The organism is Variimorphobacter sp. HTMS_6 (genome assembly GCF_059717775.1).
Map to the genome: position 1 here is coordinate 2,586,510 of NZ_AP046094.1, position 18,013 is coordinate 2,604,522.

An 18,013-nucleotide genomic window follows, 5' to 3' on the forward strand; every position below is an offset into this window, starting at 1 on the left:
AAGAGGATGAGGTTATTGGAAAAAGTTAAAGTTCATTTACAGCCAATTGTTACTAATATAAACCTACCCACTGTTTTAACAACTGCCATATTTCCGGGTGATACAATAGAAAGATTATTTATTGCAACCCAAGTAGGAGAAATCTTTTATATAGGATATGGAAGTATTGAGACTTTTTTAGATATTCGTCACCTCGTCTTGAAACTAGGCGCTTCTTCAGGTGGATATGACGAGCGTGGTCTCTTGGGAATGGCATTTCATCCCGAATTTAACTATAATGGTCTACTTTATCTGCATTATTCAGTAGCAGGAACACAAGGACCAGATGCCATTACAAAACCCTTCAAGCCTGATCCATGCGATCCAAAAACCTTAAACCTTAAGTGGATAAACAGAGAAACTCAGTATAATCATATTGATACAGTAGAAGAATGGGCTTTACAACCGAATGGTCAAGTCCAAAAGCAAAGGACTCTACTTAATTTGAGAAGACCTTTTCTAAATCACAACGGAGTTAATAGTTTGAACTTTTCACCTGAAACAGGCAATCTTTTTTTAACAACCGGGGACGGTGGATCAGGGTATGATCCTTTCAATTTAAGTCAGGATGATATGGAGATTGCCGGTAAAATAATTGAAATTGATATAACTAAGAATACGTCAAATGATAATCCACCCGTAATTACACGTTTTGATGAACTTCCAACCTCTTTTCAAGAAACACTTACGGTTATAGCGAAAGGGGTTCGCAATATATCAGGTATCTCATTTCAACGGTATTATAATCAGTTTATAAAATACATAGGGAATGTTGGGCAGGATCTGGTTGAATCAATTTTCTCATTCGTTAATTATATACCGATACCGGTTACTCAACTTGTCCAAAATTCATTGATTGAATCTGATGAGGAGGGCTTTATTAACTTTGGCTGGCGAGGGTGGGAGGGTGCCTTTCCGACTTCGATTATAAAGAAATGTACTGAAAATAAGACTTTGGATAGAAAGATATTTGCTTATTACGATGAAGTGGTAAAAACTTCAGTTAGTCGTCTTCCACCCCTAATTAGTTATTTTCATGACGATCCCCGCACCGATAAGTTTGGAGCAACTGCAATTACAGGAGTGAAGCCATATATGGGGAATGATATCCCAGATTTAGCGGAAAGCATTGTATTTATCGATTTAGCCCGGGACGAAGGATCCAAGCCTCCGGCTAGAGGTGCGTTAGCTTATACCAGAGCAAGAATAGATTGTAAGTTAAATGATTTCACTGTGATAGAAACTGAATATGATTTTGGGTCAGAGTCAGCATTTTACGTTAGTTTGGGATCGAATATGGATCAAACAAGATTATATTTAGCGGTTTATGGATCTATGAAAGTAAATGATTATAACAAGGGTACTATTTTTGAAATAGTTCCTTGATTCAGAGTCGCTACTATTTATAAGAATAGAGGTGTCACACTAATTCATAATGTGATACCTCTATCTTTATAAACATAATCATGATTATATTATAATATGCTCGGCAGAAAGCCCACGAATTGCAAACCCAACATGAATAATCTGAAGCTCATATTTGTCAATCCCACCTCAGCTATAATACTCACCTTCTGCTGTATCTCCTCGTTAATTATTTGAGTTTCGCAGGAATTACAGCTCCATTATACTTTTCTTGAATAAACTTTCTTGTGTCATCTGACTGTAATGCTTTTACCAGTGCGACAATTGCTGGATTATCCTTATCTTCTGCACGTACCGCGATAATATTTGCATAAGGACTGTCATCCCCTTCACTAAAAAGTTTCGCGGAAGTTATTTTTGCTTCCAAAGCTTTATTAGTATTGGTAATAAAAAAGTCATAATCATCTTTGGTAGGTATGATTTGCGCTGAATCTAACTCTACAAGTTTAATCGGTTTAACATATTCTTTAATGTCAGCGACGGATGCGCTTAATGTGGTGGCCGTTTCTTCATTTAATTTGATGAAACCGTTTTGCTCCAAAATACGCAATGCTCGGTATTCGTTGGTACCGTCATTTGGTATTGCCACAACTGCATTCTTAGGAACTTCATCCTTACTTTTGTACTTATCGGAATATGCGGTTATGGGCTCTATGTGGATATCTCCTGCATTTACCAAATCAAATCCATTTGCTTCATTCCAAGACTTCAAATAAGGATAGTGCTGGAAATAGTTAAAATCAATTTCTCCCTTTGCTGTTTTCTCATTGGTTGTAGTATCTGCTGATGTTGCTACAAGCTCAACGTTGATTCCCTGTTTTGCTAGCTTAGGTTTTACAAATTCAATAATTTCCGAATGAGGTACAAGATCTGCAATCCCCTTGATTGTGACAGTTTTTTTCTCATTAGTGCCTGTATCTGTCTGTGTTTTCACAGTATCCTTTGATCCCGAACTACAGCCGGCAAACACAGTCATTGACAGAATTGCTGTAATAAGTAACATTAAAACTTTAAACTTTTTCATAATATACTCCCTTTCCTATGTCTTATTTTTATTTTAATTACTTTTATAATAAATTCCTTTTTTGAAGAATTTTCCTTGAAGTAAAATCCCCTATAAATTGAACCAGTTGAACCAAAATGATTAGGATGTAAACTGTTGCAAATAATACATCATGCTGAAAGCGCTGATATCCAAAACGAACTGCAATGTCACCTATTCCTCCGGCACCAAACATACCGGCGAGTGCAGTCATCGATATAACAGCGATTACCGCTACTGTAAATCCACGTATCAGAGAAGGAATTGTTTCTGGTATTAATATTCTAAAAACGATCTGAAAATTTGTACTTCCAATTGATTTTGCTGCCTCAATCTTACCTTTTGTGATTTCCAGTAAACTGCTTTCTACAATACGTGCATACATAGGGATACAGCTTGCAGCTATAGCTATGATACAGGCATTTACCCCATAAGACTTACCAAATATCAAACGAGCTACAGGTATCATTAAGATTATCATAACCATTTGTGGTAAAGACCGCAGACCATTTATCAACCACCCGGAACCGGTATAAAGTCCCTTTAGCGGCACCAATCCATTGGGATTCGTAACCGTCAGTAAAATTCCCAATATCAGACCAAAAATCAATGTTATTATGGAAGCTAATGCAGTCATGTATATAGTTTCTAAAATTGCGGGTGCAATACGAATCCATACTTCCTTCGCAAAAGAACCTTTAATAACCTCCCAAATGGGAGTATCCAGTAAGCTCATATCACTCCTCCTTTTATGATTAATTGACACATGCAACTTTGTATTAATGTCAAAACTAATATTTGTATTCCTCTTTATTACATGCTTTGATAATTTAAATACCCTGCCCATTCTCAAGATCTTCGTACTTTTGGAATTCTAAGAATACCTTCGCAAATAGTTCTCCCGTTCTACTTTTAGGATTAAAAAAAATATCATTAACTGCCCCAGATTCTATAATAAGTCCCTCTTCAAGAACTGCCATACGCTCACAAGCATATTTGATTGCATCCAGCTCATGCGTAATCATAAGTATTGTGATACCTGTAGACTTATTGATTTCCTTTAAAAGTTCCAATATTTGAAGTGTTGTCTGTGGATCGAGAGCAGAAGTGGCTTCATCACTAAGCAGAAGATGTGGACGGTTAACCAGCGCTCTGGCAATACCCACTCTCTGCTTTTGCCCGCCTGAAAGTCCGCCGGGATATACTGATAATTTATCGGATAACCCTACAAGTTGTGCTGTCTCCAAAACGCGCTGTTTAATTTCTGCCTTAGGAACACCGCTGATTTCAAGTGGATATGAAATGTTTCGGTATACTGTTTTGGCCTCAAAAAGATTAAAGGTTTGAAAAATCATCCCAATCTTTCTTCGTTCTTTAAGAAGTTCATGCTTTGACAGCTTTAATATGTCGATACCATCAACAAAAACTTCTCCACTATCAGGATTTTCTAAACGGTTGATACAACGGGCTAATGTGGATTTTCCGGCTCCACTAAAGCCGATGATCCCCATAATCTCACCTTTCCTTACAGAAAGATTTATCCCCTTCAGCACTTCCAAAGGTTCATTATGAGTAGAATACGTTTTATGTAAATTCTGAATTCTGATATAATCCTCCATGACATAACTGCAGTACAGCTCAACCTATTAATGCGGTTATGCTATACAATCCTTTCTGATTAATCTTATATATCATATTAAACATATAATCATTATATGTATTAGATTTTTATTTGTCAACCTTTAACTGTAAAATTTGTTAATTTTTGTTAATTGTAACTAAATCATTTATTATTCGGGGAATATTTTTGGGAATATTTATTTTACATATATGTTTAATATGATTATGCGTATAGTTTTCTTCCACAATTGTTTAAAACGTCTTATTTATCACCTTGGCAAAATAAAAAAATTCCTTACCCACCTATCCAGGCAAGTAAGGAATTCAACTTATTTTTTGATGAAACAAAGCAAGAGTAATAATTAAGGTTCTGCATTCTTTATATTTACACTCATAGGTTAGCACTTTCAATAATAAATATTTCCAATTCATACCTACCCCTTTTAACATAATAATAATACTTTACAGCATTGATAAAAAGATATTCTATCTCGCCAATGAATTCGTAAGTGTACCAGCAATATTTTGTTACCATTAGCAGCTATTCTCAAATACTTATTAGTAAATGCCTATATATCATCAACTAATTTATCAAGTATCTCATTCTTTAAATTGTATAAAACATTTTGCAATTCAGTCCTTAATGCAAGTACCATTAATTGATAAATAGTACGATTTGCCTTAATTGTATACCGAGCAGCATATTGTCACCCTATTGTTTCATTATACACTTTACGCAAATCTTTAATATCCATGCTATGAAGTTTCAGAATTATTGACGGCGATATCGACTCTATCTCATCCGAATCATTTTCTGGTACTTTTAACATATAAAAAGACCCCCTTAGACATTGGATAAATGCTAAGAAGGTCAAAATGTGTATGTTCATCACTGAATACCACCGATTTGTGATATATATCATCACTAGCAGATTTTCGACCGTTTTTCAGTCGAATATACGTTTTGTAAAAGTGGCTCAAACCCTTGAAAACTCTAAATTTCTTAAATTGTGTATTTACTCATCCCAGTTATGATATACTTCTTGCACATCATCATCCTCATCGAGTAAATCAAGGATTTTGTTCATTGCTTTTATATCACTATCGCCCTTTAATTCAACCCAGGTTTGAGGGATCATAGTAACATCTGCCTGAGCCATCGAGATTCCTGCTTTTTCAAGGCTTTCTCTTACGGTAGAGAAATCATCCGGGGTAGTGAGAACCTCAAAGCTGTCTTCCTCTTCTGCAAAATCCTCTGCGCCTGCGTCGAGTGCAAGCATCATCAAATCATCTGCATTCATATCGCATTCTTCTTTATCGATTATGATTTGGCCTTTTTTATCAAACATAAAAGATACACAACCTTGGGAACCTACATTACCACTGCCTTTGGTAAACGCATTTCGCACATTTCCTGCTGTTCTGTTTTTGTTATCGGTTAACGCTTCTACGATGATTGCGGTTCCGTTCGGACCATAACCTTCATAGGTAACTGCTTCGTAATTTACAGCATTAGCATCACCGGCTGCCTTTTTAATACTTCTGTCAATCGTATCATTTGGCATATTATTTGACTTTGCTTTTGCAATGATATCCTTCAAACGGCTGTTTGCGTTCGGATCTGCTCCGCCTTCTTTTACTGCAACTGCAATCTCTCTACCTAGTTTTGTGAAAATTTTTCCTTTTGTAGAATCATTTCTTTCTTTTTTATGTTTTATGTTCGCGAATTTTGAATGTCCTGACATACGAATTCTCCTTATCTATCTTTGATACTCTATGTGTTCAAATAGCCGTAAATATTTTATCACCGAAAACTCACTTCGGCAAGTATTTTATTCCGCATTGATAATCTTATTTAATTTTTCCATAACGGATATAGTCTCCTCAGCGGAGCGAATCGCACACATGATTGTATCATCGCCTGCAATACAACCTACGATACTGCTAAACTGAAGTGCATCCAGAGCCGCAGCCACTGCCATCGCTAAGCCCGGAACCGTTTTAACCACCATGATATTCTGAGCCATATCCATTGATAAAAAGCCATCCTTTAGTACGCGAGTATATTTTTCATTCAAATCGGTCTCTGTTTTTTGAAGCACAATATACTTTTGCTTGCCACCGTCTACAGCAACCTTAGTAAGCTTTAATTCTCTGATATCTCTGGATACTGTGGCCTGAGTAACATTGTAGCCATCCTGCATCAATCTGTCAGCTAACTCCTCTTGTGTCTCAATATCGTATTTATTAATTAATTCAATAATCTTGCTTTGTCTGCTAATTTTCATCTCTTAAACCGTACCTTTCTACATACATTGGTTAATCGTTAATCACCATTATTACCTAACTTAGACCGTAGAATTTCATAGATTCCGGTACGGTTAAGTTTTATCAATTTTGTGCAGTACTTTGCTTTATTTATTAAAATTGTATCGTCTGTTCCTAAGTCAATTACTGTTTTGCCGTCAAAGGTTGCAATTGCTTCTGCTTCTAGTGTCTTCTTGCTCTTACCCACAACAATCTTAACGGTATCCTCAGCAGATACTACGATGCTTCTTGGGCTAAGTGAATGAGGACAAATTGGAGTAATTACCGTGACACATGCACCCGGAATGATAATCGGTCCGCCAGCCGATAGATTATACGCCGTAGACCCAGTCGGAGTGGAGATAATAACACCGTCACCTAAAAAATTATCCACTAATTCATCATTGACATAGATGCCAAGGCTGATAATCCTTGAAAATCCCTTACGTGCAATTACGATATCATTTAAAGCATTACAAGTGGTGCGCTGAAATCTTCCCGGTATCTGAGTATTATGAATAACTTTCCCCTCTACCATCATTCTGTTCTCAATTTTATAATCATTTTCAAACAAACGATTCAGTGCCACTTCTACATGATGCTTTTCAATCTCAGCTAAAAAGCCCAAGGTACCGAGATTCACACCAAGTATCGGGATATCATAAGACATCAATTCATTTGCCGCCTGGATAATCGTTCCGTCACCACCGAGAATAATCGCGCAGTCTATATCAGGACAAATCAGCTTAGAATTTTCGTTATTTTCAAAAGCAGCCAGCGTCGTCGTTATAACTGACCTTCCAGCCTTTTCGATATAAGCAACAATCTTATTCGTCACGCTAAAATCACTGTCTTTTTCTTTATTTGTAATAATTAAAAACCGCTTCATCCGATTGCTACTCTCCTATCATGATCGCATTAGTGAATATAATTGAAAGTCTATCATACAATTCCATAAATTTCAATACACCACCCTTTTTTTAGCATATTATCACACTAAAACGGAATAAATATACGTCTTAATCGCAACTCAACCTACGGACAATGAACCGTGTGCTTCCTCGACAGTTTTAGTGATAAGCTGATTTGTGATTGTCGTTCCTATCGGATACTCTAAGGTTTCTTCGATCGGTAACTTCTTTTTTAAATATAATAAATATTCAATATTTCCCTCTGGACCTTTAATTGGCGAAAAATTAAGATCAAGACAGTCAAAACCTATCCCCGATGCATAGGTGGAAACCAGTTCTATTACTTCTTCATGAACTTTTTTATCTCGTACAACACCCTTTTTCCCCACCTTTTCCCTGCCTGCTTCAAACTGTGGCTTAATTAGGCTAACTACTTCCCCTTCACACGCAAGTAGCTCTCGTACCGGCAGTAATACCTTAGTTAAGGAGATAAAGGACACGTCTATGGAAGCAAATGAAATCGCGTCATTAATCTGATCCGGCGTTAAATAACGGATATTAGTCTTTTCCATGGATACTACCCTCTCATCCTGACGTAACTTCCACGCCAGCTGATTCGTACCGACATCTACGCTATAGACCTTAACCGCACCATTTTGCAGCATGCAATCCGTAAACCCTCCGGTAGAGGAACCCACATCCATGCATACCTTTCCTTCCAATGTAATATTGTACTGAGCCATCGCCTTCTCCAGCTTTAATCCACCACGGCTTACATATTTAAGCGGATTTTCCTTTACTTCAATCGTTGCTTCCACCGGAAAAGTACTTCCGGCCTTATCCTCACGCTGACCCTCTACAAATACATTACCGGACATAATGATTGCTTTCGCCTTCTCCCTCGACTCCGCTAGATTTCTATTTACCAATAAAACATCCAATCGTTCCTTCAATTAACACAAACCTCCGTCCATTTCATTATTTATCTAAAGCATTCATCCACATTCATAGTGAAAAACCGAACCTTTATCCACAATAAAAATCCAATTACTCACTTTATACACAGTAAATTAGGCAACAATCCAAAATTAATCGTAAATATCCAAAACATATATACATAAATTGCAAAAAACAAACTATCTATAATCTTCCAATATCCTTATGCACAATTTCTCCTAATTATCTTTCAGACGCTCAATCCAATTGAAACAAAGTATTTCTTTAAAATATGCCAATCTGAAATCTCATTTCACTACTAAAAATCAGAAAGAACAAGGAATGAGCATCCCAAGCGAACTTCGCAGTTCTTTCTAAGACATCAGATTAATTACAGGATTTATTATATAGTAATACCATCAAAGTTCAAAAACAATCAAAAACAAAAAGCTAAAAACCATCCCAAAAAACAAATTATCCACAAACCTCTATAAAACCGGACATGAAATCCACAAAAATCCTGTTTCATCCAGGAAATCAACATATTCTTATTATGATATTCGGCGGTTAAAAGGCATACTCCAAATATCCACTCATTATTACTGGGTATATCAATTGTTTAATTTATATGTCGGTTTAAATGCATACTCCAAATTTCCACTCATTAATATTGGGTATATCAATTGTTCTAGTTTATACGTCAGTTTAAAGACATACTCCAAATTTCCACTCATTAATATTGGGTATATCAATTGTTCTAATTTATACGTCAGTTAAGGACATATTTCGTACCCCTATCCTCAACTATTCCTTACACAATTGTCCTTAAGTCTATGACTTCGCGGTTTCAAAGGGAAAACTCCGGATAAGCAGGATAATTTGAATGAGCGATAGTAATACATACGGAAATGGGAGTAATCTTAGGGGAAATTCGCCAAGGAGGGCGAATTTAGGCTTCCTCACCATGGATGGTGATGGAGGCCGACCCGAAGGCCTAGCTATTAACTAAAAATTTCCGTATAGAATTACTTAGCGAATTCAACCATCCTGATTACCGGAGTATTCCCTTTGAAAACCTCGCATTCTACCCTTTGTTAATATCTCGCAACCTACCCTTTATTAACACAACACTTGATGGATTTTACGAAGTATGCCCTCCGCATCCAGTTCCAAGCGCTCATGTAATTCACTCACGCTTCCGTGTTCAATGAAGATGTCAGGGACAGAAATATTAAGTAGTTTCACATTCCTTTGATTGGTTTCAAACAAATAATCCGCTACCTTTTGCCCAAAGCCACCGTTACGTACATTTTCCTCAAGAGTTACGATAACAGAATGTTTCTCGGTCAATTTATCAATCATCTCTTTATCAATCGGCGAGATAAAACGTGCATTAATTAGGGTTACTTGCTTGCCTTCCTTCTTCAATGTCTGCGCTACCTCCGCTGCGGTTTTCACCATGCTTCCGACCGCTACGAGTGCAATATCACTCTCTTCACTAATCATCTCGAATTTACCATATTCAATCGGTGCGTTATATTCCTGCATTCCAAGATAAGCTTCTCCCTTTGGATACCGGATTGCAACCGGCCCGTTATAGTTAATCGCATATGTTAGCATATCTTCTAATTCAATATTATTCTTCGGTGCCATCACAAGAAGATTCGGTATATGGGACAAGAAGGACAAATCAAAGGTACCCTGATGTGTCTTACCATCCCTACCGGTAATTCCTGCACGATCAATCGCAAAGATAACCGGAAGATTATTAATACACACATCATGAATAATCTGGTCATAGGCTCTCTGTAGGAAGGTCGAATAAATCGCTACTACCGGTTTAAATCCACCCATAGCTAATCCCGCAGCAAAGGTAACCGCATGCTCTTCCGCTATGCCAACATCAAAGAATCGCTTCGGAAATTGCCTCTTAAAGCCGGACAGACCGGTTCCGTTTGGCATGGCCGCTGTAATAGCCACAATTTTCTCATCTGTAAGAGCCAAATGTGTTAACGTATCCCCGAATAATTTTGTATAGGATATGGTTTTCTCCGACTTAATCGGTTTCCCGCTTTCGATATCAAACGGGTCTACACCATGATATTTGCTAGGATATTTTTCTGCTAGCTGATAGCCCTTGCCCTTTTTGGTAAGAACATGAACTACAACTGCCTTCTTCGCTTTTGCTGCTGCCTCAAAGGCATTTAAAAGCTGATCAATATTATGACCATCAATCGGTCCAATATAGGTTAATCCCATATCTTCAAAGAACATACTTGGTAATACAAAATATTTAATCGCATCCTTGGAACGCTTTAATTTTTCTACTATGGTTTTGCCCACACCCGGCATCTGATTTAATGTATATTCCATATTTTCTTTAAATCCGGTATATTTTGAACTGGTTCTCAGTTTTCCAAGATAGTTGGATAGGCCACCGACATTTTCAGAAATGGACATATTATTATCATTTAATATGATCATCATATTGGAGCGTAGACGACCTGCATTATTGATCGCTTCAAACGCCATACCACCGGTGAGTGCTCCATCACCTAGAACCGCAACCACCTTATGATTTTCACCACTTAAATCTCTGGCTTTTACAAGACCCAATGCCGCTGATATAGCTGTAGAGCTATGGCCGGTATCAAAGGAATCACAACCGCTTTCCTCTTTTTTCGGAAATCCACTTAACCCATCAAGCTGTCTTAACGTTTGGAACAATTCTTTTCTTCCCGTTAAGAGCTTATGAGTATACGCCTGATGTCCGACATCCCACACTAATTTATCCTGGGGGAATCCAAGGAATAGATGTAGCGCCATCGTAAGCTCAACAACGCCAAGATTAGAAGCCAGATGACCTCCAGTTTTGCTAACATTCTGGATTAGAAAATTGCGGATTTCTTCCGCAAGCTTACTGTAATCCTGTTCTTTTATATTCTTTATATCATTCTCATGAATAATACTATCTAACAACTTCGGCAAAAACTTCACTCCTATCTTGACCTAGATTTTACTTCTCACGGTTTACCAATTTCATAATCAGCGTACTTAAGAATTCATTGGTATAAGGAAGTGCCCCATAGGTATCCATTGCATTCTTAGAGATATGCAGAACCTCTTCATTCGCTCGCTCTAGATTCATAATGGTTACATAGGTAGTCTTCTCATTTTTCTCATCGCTGCCTATCGGTTTGCCAAGAACGTCCGGCGTACTGGTAACATCTAAAATATCATCCTTTATTTGAAATGCGAGTCCTATCAAACCTGCAATCTTTTCTATTTTGTTTACCTCTTCTTGATTTGCTCCCCCAAGGACAGCTCCGATCATCATAGAAGCTTCAATTAATGCACCTGTTTTTAATAAATACATCAAATCCAGGCGCTCTCTGTTTACGACGTCCGGAGATTCTTCCATATCAATTACCTGACCGCCGATCATTCCATAAATTCCGGCTTTTCTAGATAATATCTGCATCGCTTTTCCGATACGTTGGTATACTTTAGTTTGCTCTGATTCATCCTTATGTGATATCACATCAAAAGATTTCAATGCTGTTTCAAACGCATAGTTTAACAGACCATCTCCTGCCAGAATAGCCATTGCTTCTCCATATACCACATGAGTGGTTTTTCTTCCTCGTCTGTATTCATCATTATCCATAGCAGGTAGATCGTCATGAACCAAGGAGTAGGTGTGTATCATTTCAATCGCCGCCATAAAGGGTTCTACGATTTCTCTTTCTTTCCCGCCAAACAACCCGAAAGTTTCTGACATCAGCATAGGACGTAGTCTCTTCCCTCCAGCCATTACACTGTAATTCATTGCTTCCATCACTGTTTTTTGCAAGCCCTCTTCCGGTGGCAAAAATTTACTTAGGATTTTTTCTATATCATTTACCCTTTGTTGCAGCTCCACATTAAAGTTCATTGGCTTCTCCACTTTCACTAAGTATAATCAGCTCTTTTTCCACCCTATCAATTGAATCATTGCATGTCTTAAGGAGCTTCATACCCTCCTGATATAAGGTGAAAGAATCTTCAAGACTTACGTCCGTTTTTTCTAAAGCTTCCACAATATGATTTAATTTATCAAATGCTTCTTCCAGTTTCATCTTTTTCTCAGCCATATTGGTTTCTCCTTTTCAACTAAGTTAACAACCACGCTTCTTCTCACAGATATCTTCTACCCTAGCCTTGATGTCTCCATCCAATAAGGAGACCGTTAGCACCTCATCTTTTGATACCTTACTGATACTTTGTATCGGTATATTATCTTCTCCCACAATAAGTGCATATCCCTTACTTAGCTTGGATAAAGGAGATAGTCCTTCCAATCTAGCTATGTAGAGCTCTAACTTATGTCTCTTCTCCTTCAACCTCTGATTAATCTGAAGAAGTAATTTTTGTTCCGTATCCATCAGGTATTGTCTCTTTTGTCTTATCTGAAATGTCGGGCTAGCATAAAGGAGCCGTAATTTAAATTCCTTAACCTTGTTCTCAACCAAACGTATTTTCTGTTGCACCTCTCTGCCAAGCTTACGTTTATAATCTTGAATTGTAGATTGAAAAGCCACATAATCATTGATTGCAAGCTCCGCCGCAGCCGATGGTGTTGGTGCACGCAAATCGGATACAAAATCCGCAATCGTCACATCCGTCTCATGGCCAACCGCTGATATAATCGGAGTATTACACTCATAGATTGCTCTTGCAACAACCTCCTCATTGAATGCCCATAGATCTTCAATGGAGCCTCCGCCCCTTCCGACTATGATGGTATCCACACCAGACCTGTCGAGTATTTTTATACCCTTTGCTACACTATCAGCCGAACCCGCTCCTTGGACTAACGCAGGATATAAGACCAACTGTACATAAGGGTTACGCCTTTTAGAAATATTAATAATATCTTGAATTGCTGCTCCGGTGGAAGCTGTAACGATTCCCACCTTCTTTGGATAAGCCGGGATTGGCTTTTTATGTGCGGAATCAAATAATCCCTCCCGCTCAAGATACGCTTTTAATTTTTCATATCTTTCATAAAGAATACCCTGTCCGTCCAACATAATTTCGCTTGCATAAAGCTGATATTTTCCATCCCGTTCATAAACATTGATGCTTCCAAGTGCAATTACACTTTGTCCTTCCTCCAGTCGAAAGGTTAATCCTCTCCTCTGACCAGCGAACATAACACATGCTAATTGCCCCTGTGCATCCTTTAATGTAAAATAAATGTGCCCAGAGGTATGATATTTGCAATTGGATACCTCTCCTTTAATATAAAGTCGGTTCAGTATCCCATCTCGATAGAACATATTCTTAATATATTGATTTATCTCCGTAACCGAATAAGCCTGTCCCATACGACCCTCCTGCGTTACGCCAATTTAGCAAGCACTCCGTTAACAAAGCCCGGAGACTCATCTCCACCAAAGTTTTTTGCCAATTCAACGGCTTCATTAATTGCTACTTTAACCGGTACATCATCGTCAAAACGCATCTCGTATACAGCAAGACGAAGGATTGTTAAATCCACCTTGCCCATACGGTTTAATTTCCAACCACTTGATGTCTCTGTTAAAATCGCATCAATCTCTTCAATATGATCTACCACAGCATGAAATCTTGAAGTCAGGTAAGCAAACTCCTCAAGTGATGGCTTTTCTAATTGTGCGATATACATTTCGATTTGTTCATTCAATTCACTTGCTTCATGAAAATCCTTACGAAATAACATAAGGAAAATATGTTCTCTAATTTCTCTTCTTGTCAAGGTGCGGTTCCTCCTACACACGAATAAACAACCCTTAGTTACTCTAAGGGTTGTTTGGAATAATTTACTGTCTCACAATGTTTACACCGGCGATTCTAATGTTAACTTCCTTCACTTGAAGACCGGTCATATTCTCTATTGCCAACTTCACCTTTTCTTGCACTAATTTTGCAGTTTCGGGAATACCATATCCATAATCTAAGGTTAATGCCATATCAACAGATACTGCATCCGGATTAACAACTACCTTAACTCCTTTGGATAAGTTTTTCTTGCCCAGCCTACCGGCAATTTCATTTGTCACATTGCCTGAGGTAGCTGTTACTCCCTTTACCTCTGTTGCAGCCAATCCTGCGATGGTTGCCACTACTTCATCAGCAATCTGTACTTCTCCAACCTTACCATTCTCATGTATTTTATAAGTATTCCTAACTTCCGGTTCCTTGTTCACAACGATTACCTCCTAAGTTCCTAGTGTTCTCCGGCACAATCAAAATGAATGTATTTATATAGTATTATACCATAATTATAAAACATATCAACGACAAATTATAAAATGCTTCAATCCTTCCACATGATATCTCCATCAAAAAATTGATTCTCACTTAGAATTATGCACTGATCCGGTGAAATCATACCGTTTTTCAATATTCTTGGCGATATATCTACAAAACCATGCACGATCTGTTAAACTTAAAAGAATGGAAGATACTAAATAACTAGCGTCTTCCATTCTATATTGTTTAATATGATATACATTAATATAATAATCAAATCATTTCAACAGCTGCTGATACCATTTAGTCCTGAAGAACAACCGGATTAATTGTCATATTTCCTACAGAAATTCCTGTTTGATTCTTAACTACATCTTCAATAATTGCTGTTTGCTGTTTTGTCAAGGATGCAGCATTAACTGCTACCTCAACCTTACCATTATTAATAAATACGATTGCATTGCTAAAACCTTTTGCACCTAATAACATCTCTGCCGCACTCTCTTTGTCTGCGTTGGAGATAAGCTGTAACATTCCGTTTGTAGCTGCTTTTTTATCAGTTGCGGATGCCTTCGTGCTATTAATGATATCCATATAATCTGCTTTATTCTTTGCTCTAGTCTGTTCTCTCTGTAACTTCACATTAGTGAAATAGCTAGCATCAGCCGTATTCGCAAGAACTGCTTCGCCCGGTGTTCCATCCTTAAGATCTAACTCACCATTATCCGATACATCCTGTGATCCCTTACTGCCTAATTCATCATTTCCTTTATTGGTATTCGTGTCTGTATTCGTGTTAGTGTCAGTATTGGTATTGGTACCTGCTGGAGTCACGGTGACATCCGTATTCGTTGCTACATCTTTTCCACCTTTGTCATTATTAAGAGCATGATTATTGCTCGTCGTTACTGATCCATTATCACCCTTTGATGCGTCTCTTGTAGTAAAACTTAAGTACCCTGCAATTACAATCATTATTGCTAGCGCTGTAATTATGATACTATTCTTTTTAAATATATTCTTCATTCTATACCTCCTAAATTATTTAATGGCATTTCCCATCTTCATTACTTTAATTTTATTCACAGGTACATTAAATAATGCCTCGGCTGCATCCATTATCTCCATTTTTACATTACCATTGTTTCCACCTTCTGCGATTACAACGATACCCTCCACTTGGGGTTCAATCTTCTGTACTATGTAAGGTACTGAATTTCCATTCCCGTCGTTAACCAGTACGGTGCTGTCGTCTTGTTTTACATTATTATTTGTTCTGCTTCCACCCTCCCCGTCAACTTCGTTCAAGCTTTCCTGTGTAGAAGGAGTATTCTTTAACGGAACCTGTTCTTCTGAGGATTTCAAAGTAATCATCACCTCAACCTGACCGATACCGGATACCTTTCTTAGAATACTCTCAAGCTTATTTTCCATTTCTGTTATATAGGTATTCGAATCATAGCTTGTCGTATTCTTATCTTTTTGTTGTATCGCGGATTTATTCGTTGTCTGCGTTGTATTATTACTTTTAAGTGGTTTGTTAGAGCTGAAGATGCCAGGAAATGATAATAAAATGATTAAAATCCCTGCTATAAAAATCATGATTAATTTTGGTAGGCCTATTTCCTTCAGGGAAATTTTCTTTTTTTCCATGTTATCCTCCCTGTATACTAATATTTATATTACCTTGTTCAATATTATAGAAGTCGGAGAGTTTATTTTTTATACTGATTTCAAGGGGTGTGGGCAACTCTGACTCTTTTGGTTTTTCATCTTTATTGATGCTTATCTGACCGATATCCACCTTATCAATAGTAAGGGTTTCTCCTGATGTTTGGCTACTATCCTCCGTGGTTGCGTTAATGTTCATTTTTACAATTTGTCCATATGTCGTGCTATCTGTTTTCGAATCGATCTGTACATCCATACTCTTTAGGTACACATTATTCTGTGACAGTAGTTCTTTTACTTGCTTTTTAATTTGACTCTTGTATTCCGAATAAATTTTATCATTTTGATCTTCCTCCACCTGCGATAATTTACTCTTAAAATCACTTGTGTCCATCGCAAAAGTATTGGATTCCAGAAAATAATCAAGATTTTCCTGTAGCTTAAATATCTTCATCAGGGGAGATACTACAATAAGCACTAATATCATTCCCGAAGCAATGCTCACGTATTTTTTATAGCTTTTGTTACCTAGGAGATTCATAATAATTGTATTAATCATCATGAATACCACGATGTTTCTAATCCAAGAATATATTTCCGTTTCCATTCGTCCCTCCTTTTACCGATAAGAGGTCGTGACCGCCACAATCGTGATTGAAAGTATAAATAACACCGCTCCCACGAATACTGTTTGCAATAACATGGAAGCTGATTTCGCCGTCGCACTAATGCATTCAATAAAACGCTTGTCCGAAATCGGCTGTAATGCAGCACTTCCTACCTTGTATACAACACTAATCATCAGCAATTTAATAAATGGAACCGCACATATTGTGATTAGAACAATCAGACCTGCTACACCAATTGAATTCTTTAGCAAAACCCCTGCTCCCAACACCGTTTCTGTCACCCCTCCGATTGCCCCACCAACACCGGGTAGAGCCGAGGATGCCTTAAGCAGAACCGACCGTTTTACCTGATCGGCAACCGGAACAATCAGACCCTGAATTACATTAAATCCAATTACAGCTGCTAGCATACTTTTTAACATCCAGTTCACAGCGGTAGAGAATAAACCTGCCAGCTTTGACAGCGTGTCCTCCTTTGACATATTGTTGACCAGCATAATGATCAAATAGAAATTAATCATTGGAATAATCACCCTGAGGATTAAGAAATCAACTACAGTAATTAATCCCAACGCAGCCTGATAATACACCAAGGAGGTAGTTGGTCCTGTACAAAAAGCAACAGACATAAGGTAGGTTGGTACCAGTGCTTTCATAAAATCTAAAATTGTACCAATCGTTGCCGCGGCAATACCGGAAGCTATAATAAACGAACTGATTAGTACTCCGAACAATAATAAATATGTTATGTAATAGCCTGTCTCAGAGACCTGATTATTTTTAAAAGCCATCGACAAATTCGTAAATAATGCTGCTATAAGTGCAATCGTAGTCAGACTGATAAAGGTTCCGATATTGGCTTGTATTTCCCCTTTTATTGATTTGACGAGTTGACTCGAGATATCCTGTACAGAAAAAGGTTCTTGTCCACTCATCATACGGTTTATGTAATCATTAAAGTCAAATTTATTTCCTCCATCCATCACATTATCTATGACACTTTGGATTTCAGAATAATCATATTTTTGATTAAAATCCGATGTTTCACTTGCCATCGCTTTTGCTTGTCCCACCAATGGCATAAATATCATTGTTACTGTCAAAAGGATAATTCTACTTAATACTATCCTTCCCTTACTCTTAAATAGGATTTTCAT

At 37.6% G+C, this 18,013-nt stretch carries 19 protein-coding genes; 1 reads left to right on the forward strand and 18 read right to left on the reverse strand.

The features are described from left to right. The first annotated feature begins 15 nt into the window (after positions 1 to 15). The gene (locus AC6IWN_RS11665; RefSeq protein WP_497987583.1) at positions 16 to 1,425 is read left to right on the forward strand and encodes a PQQ-dependent sugar dehydrogenase; all 1,410 of its coding nucleotides are present in this window, start codon (positions 16 to 18) and stop codon (positions 1,423 to 1,425) included. 208 nt (positions 1,426 to 1,633) lie between these two features. On the opposite strand, the gene AC6IWN_RS11670 is transcribed toward AC6IWN_RS11665, so the two are convergent. The 18 genes from AC6IWN_RS11670 to AC6IWN_RS11755 form a co-directional block, all read right to left on the reverse strand. After that, positions 1,634 to 2,488 (reverse strand): MetQ/NlpA family ABC transporter substrate-binding protein, encoded by an 855-nt coding sequence (locus AC6IWN_RS11670; RefSeq protein ID WP_497987584.1) that lies wholly within the window; start codon positions 2,486 to 2,488, stop codon positions 1,634 to 1,636. A gap of 43 nt (positions 2,489 to 2,531) precedes the next feature. After that, positions 2,532 to 3,242, reverse strand: coding sequence for a methionine ABC transporter permease (locus tag AC6IWN_RS11675; protein WP_497987585.1), 711 nt, complete (start codon positions 3,240 to 3,242; stop codon positions 2,532 to 2,534). A gap of 94 nt (positions 3,243 to 3,336) precedes the next feature. Continuing rightward, entirely contained in the window at positions 3,337 to 4,125 is a 789-nt protein-coding gene (locus tag AC6IWN_RS11680; protein ID WP_497987586.1) for a methionine ABC transporter ATP-binding protein, read from the reverse strand. A gap of 708 nt (positions 4,126 to 4,833) precedes the next feature. Beyond that, positions 4,834 to 4,956, reverse strand: coding sequence for a hypothetical protein (locus tag AC6IWN_RS11685; protein WP_497987587.1), 123 nt, complete (start codon positions 4,954 to 4,956; stop codon positions 4,834 to 4,836). Positions 4,957 to 5,142: 186 nt separating this feature from the next. Further along, complete coding sequence (locus AC6IWN_RS11690; RefSeq protein ID WP_497987588.1) at positions 5,143 to 5,871, reverse strand: YebC/PmpR family DNA-binding transcriptional regulator; 729 nt, start codon at positions 5,869 to 5,871, stop codon at positions 5,143 to 5,145. An 87-nt stretch (positions 5,872 to 5,958) separates the two neighbouring features. After that, the gene (gene argR, locus AC6IWN_RS11695) at positions 5,959 to 6,414 is read right to left on the reverse strand and encodes an arginine repressor (protein ID WP_497987589.1); all 456 of its coding nucleotides are present in this window, start codon (positions 6,412 to 6,414) and stop codon (positions 5,959 to 5,961) included. A 38-nt stretch (positions 6,415 to 6,452) separates the two neighbouring features. Then, positions 6,453 to 7,322 (reverse strand): NAD(+)/NADH kinase, encoded by an 870-nt coding sequence (locus tag AC6IWN_RS11700; protein WP_497987590.1) that lies wholly within the window; start codon positions 7,320 to 7,322, stop codon positions 6,453 to 6,455. 141 nt (positions 7,323 to 7,463) lie between these two features. Continuing rightward, positions 7,464 to 8,297: a TlyA family RNA methyltransferase gene (locus AC6IWN_RS11705; protein WP_497987591.1), complete on the reverse strand. Its 834-nt coding sequence runs from the start codon at positions 8,295 to 8,297 to the stop codon at positions 7,464 to 7,466. Between the two features lie 1,102 nt (positions 8,298 to 9,399). Next, the gene (dxs, locus tag AC6IWN_RS11710; RefSeq protein WP_497987592.1) at positions 9,400 to 11,268 is read right to left on the reverse strand and encodes a 1-deoxy-D-xylulose-5-phosphate synthase; all 1,869 of its coding nucleotides are present in this window, start codon (positions 11,266 to 11,268) and stop codon (positions 9,400 to 9,402) included. Positions 11,269 to 11,296: 28 nt separating this feature from the next. Next, a complete protein-coding gene (locus AC6IWN_RS11715; protein ID WP_497987593.1) occupies positions 11,297 to 12,214 on the reverse strand; it encodes a polyprenyl synthetase family protein in 918 nt (305 codons plus the stop codon). Then, the gene (gene xseB / locus AC6IWN_RS11720) at positions 12,204 to 12,413 is read right to left on the reverse strand and encodes an exodeoxyribonuclease VII small subunit (RefSeq protein ID WP_497987594.1); all 210 of its coding nucleotides are present in this window, start codon (positions 12,411 to 12,413) and stop codon (positions 12,204 to 12,206) included. Before xseB ends, AC6IWN_RS11715 begins: the two co-directional genes overlap by 11 nt. Before the next feature lie 24 nt (positions 12,414 to 12,437). Further along, entirely contained in the window at positions 12,438 to 13,649 is a 1,212-nt protein-coding gene (xseA, locus tag AC6IWN_RS11725) for an exodeoxyribonuclease VII large subunit (protein WP_497987595.1), read from the reverse strand. Between the two features lie 14 nt (positions 13,650 to 13,663). Next, positions 13,664 to 14,059, reverse strand: coding sequence for a transcription antitermination factor NusB (nusB, locus tag AC6IWN_RS11730; RefSeq protein WP_497987596.1), 396 nt, complete (start codon positions 14,057 to 14,059; stop codon positions 13,664 to 13,666). 64 nt (positions 14,060 to 14,123) lie between these two features. Continuing rightward, positions 14,124 to 14,510, reverse strand: coding sequence for an Asp23/Gls24 family envelope stress response protein (locus AC6IWN_RS11735; RefSeq protein ID WP_497987597.1), 387 nt, complete (start codon positions 14,508 to 14,510; stop codon positions 14,124 to 14,126). Positions 14,511 to 14,859: 349 nt separating this feature from the next. Then, positions 14,860 to 15,582: a SpoIIIAH-like family protein gene (locus tag AC6IWN_RS11740; RefSeq protein ID WP_497987598.1), complete on the reverse strand. Its 723-nt coding sequence runs from the start codon at positions 15,580 to 15,582 to the stop codon at positions 14,860 to 14,862. Between the two features lie 15 nt (positions 15,583 to 15,597). Continuing rightward, positions 15,598 to 16,209: a SpoIIIAG-related protein gene (locus tag AC6IWN_RS11745; RefSeq protein WP_497987599.1), complete on the reverse strand. Its 612-nt coding sequence runs from the start codon at positions 16,207 to 16,209 to the stop codon at positions 15,598 to 15,600. Between the two features lies 1 nt (position 16,210). Continuing rightward, a complete protein-coding gene (gene spoIIIAF, locus AC6IWN_RS11750) occupies positions 16,211 to 16,834 on the reverse strand; it encodes a stage III sporulation protein AF (protein WP_497987600.1) in 624 nt (207 codons plus the stop codon). 12 nt (positions 16,835 to 16,846) lie between these two features. Then, the gene (locus AC6IWN_RS11755) at positions 16,847 to 18,013 is read right to left on the reverse strand and encodes a stage III sporulation protein AE (protein WP_497987601.1); all 1,167 of its coding nucleotides are present in this window, start codon (positions 18,011 to 18,013) and stop codon (positions 16,847 to 16,849) included.